We start from the raw sequence: 2,598 nt of genomic DNA on the forward strand, positions 1-2,598 counted from the left end.
AAAAAAAAAAAAAAAACCACAACATTTTACACATGTTGTGGTGTTGTACAGTTTATTTGCTGAATCAATTACAACTTAAACGACTATACAATATTCGGTAACGTCCTGTTTCTTGGTCGATTCCCCTTTTTCCGCAAACGTTATCTTTAATTGGGGAAGATGGGGTAAGAAACTTATTAATGTATAGTTAAAACGAAAACGCACGTTTTTCGAACGGCTACTTTTTCATAATTTTTATATTCTGGATTCCATGCGAGTTGTTCACTTTTAAAAAATAGATTCCGGATTCAAAAGTACTCATGTCCAATGTATGGGATGATTTTACGGTCTCATCAACCAGTTTCTGCCCCACTATATTTGTCATAGTTATTTTGTTTTGGTCATCTAATAGCTGTAGATACAATTTGTTTTCTACAGGGTTCGGATAGTAAAATTGTTTGGATTCGTTTGAGCTTTCTAATCCCAATGCACAACTGCTCCCTACCACATAAGAAAAATATTTCGTTACCGATAATCCACCCGAGTAAGCAAATTTAACGGCATAGCCAATAGTCGACCCTACGGTTTGTCCGGTGATGGTTTTGGTGAAAATATTTCCTGAAACGTTTGTCATGGCCATTTCGCCAAAAGGGGTTTCTTTCCACAAATAAGCGACAACTCCTGATTTGTCGGTATCTAATAATTCAAAAGTAATTTTCACGTCCGTGCCGGTGGTTTCGAAAGCGTAATTATAACCGACCGAGAATGAATTTTGAGAGGCTGCTGAATCAGTACCGCCGCATTCTGTGGTCTTGTTTTCGGTAGTGGTGGCGTTAACCACAATTGGATTATTAACAGAAACATTTCCTGACAAATCGCTTGCCGAAACACTAAAAGTATAACCGGTATTCGGAGATAAATTGGTAATTACTAGCGATTTTTGAACACCGGAAGCAAAAGATACCGAAGCAGTTTCCGCACCATACGTGACGTCATACGCCACTGTTCCCGAATTGTCCGTAGCATTCAATAACAATTCTACGGAAGAACCTGTGACTGACCCCAGCGTAGCTGTAAAATTAGTGGGGGCCTGAGTGTCGGCAGTGGTATTTTGATATACCCGCACATAATCAATCACCATCGAACTTTCTACAAAATCAGGCGATATTGTCCCCGCCACACCACCCATGGCGATATTTAGCAGAAGATATTGCTCTTTATCAAATGGCCAAGTACTTGCATCCTTAACTGCCGGATTGTAAGTGTAATAGACCACATTGTCGAGTAGGAATGAAATTTGGTTTGGCGACCAATTCATAGAATAGATATGGTAGTTATTCGCTATATCAGAATTAGCCTCCGTACCCCCTACGTTTGTTGTGCTCCCGTAGGAAGAAGGCGTATGCATGGCGCTTTGAATATAATTAATCGGTTTTGAGCGAGTAATGCCATGCTCCATAATATCAATTTCGCCACAAGCTGGCCAATTACTCGTCCCGTAAGCCGCATCAAAATAACCTCCGTCTTCATTGACGTTTTTACCCAACATCCATATTGCCGGCCATGTTCCCGCTTCAACGGGAATTTTTGCCCGAACATCTATACGCCCGTATTTAAACGCAAATTTAGAGTTCAGCCTGGCCGAAGTGTATTGTTTTGTAAAACCCTGATTAGTATAGCTTTCTTTTTTTGCAACTATATTTAAACAGCCCGCATCAACAAAAGAATTGGTCTCTAAATTCGTGTAATGCTGCGCTTCATTATTGTACCAATTTCCGCCTGCGGGAAGTTGCGTTTGATGAAACCAATTATTACTATTTATGGCTCCATTTCCATCGAATTCATCCGACCAAACTAAATCATTATAAACAACATCAACTTGAGCAAAACAGCATTGGCTTGCCAGAAAAAAAGCAAAGAGCATTTGAAGTGTATTTTTTTTCATCCTAATTATTTTTATAGAGGCTGCTTTTATATTTGAAAAAAAGCATATTGTATTATCGTTTATGGGTTTTGATTTTTATGGGAATCCATATATTTGATATAAAAAAGGTTAACCAATAAATAATTATTGGTTAACCTTTTATAAATCTCTAATCTATAGAACACCGACGGTCGATCCGCTCCGTCAGCCAGTAACTAACTTATGGATTTATTATTATAGAAACATTATCTATATACAAAGTTGAACTACATCCTGGTACTCCACCACATACAGCTACAAACTCCAATGTAATACCGCCACTTATATCACCAGCGGCTACCGTATAAGTTGTAGTGTACGTTTGCCAAGAAGCTGTTGGATTAACTGTGATATTTACGACTTGATTCACTCCCTCCGCTGCCTCAACAAAAGATTGTATCGAATACATACCGCTTTCACCTGTCAATGCTCCCTTATAATCAAACGTGATTTTAACCTTATCACCAACTGCAAGAGTGCCAGCTGCTTTTCTTTCTTGCTTTAGGGTAGGATTCAATCCCGTAGCAGCACTGGCAAATAATTTAGCAGAATAAGTTCCACTACTAGGTTCTGTAGTAATAGCATCGATAGCTCCGCCATTTTTATACACTGCCCAACCTGAAAAGTCTCCTGTTTCAAATCCACCATTTACAGCT

2 protein-coding genes are annotated in these 2,598 nt (G+C 39.0%); both read right to left on the bottom strand.

Going from position 1 to position 2,598, the window contains the following annotated elements; genetic code table 11:
- Window positions 1-217: 217 nt before the first annotated feature.
- Entirely contained in the window at window positions 218-1,924 is a 1,707-nt protein-coding gene (locus VIH09_RS13055; protein WP_331581711.1) for a family 16 glycosylhydrolase, read from the bottom strand.
- A 199-nt stretch (window positions 1,925-2,123) separates the two neighbouring features.
- The coding region (locus VIH09_RS13060; RefSeq protein WP_331581713.1) for a carbohydrate binding domain-containing protein at window positions 2,124-2,598 on the bottom strand (475 nt) is incomplete at its 5' end.

It is taken from the genome of Flavobacterium sp. (assembly GCF_036515215.1).
Taxonomy (GTDB): Bacteria; Bacteroidota; Bacteroidia; order Flavobacteriales; family Flavobacteriaceae; genus Flavobacterium.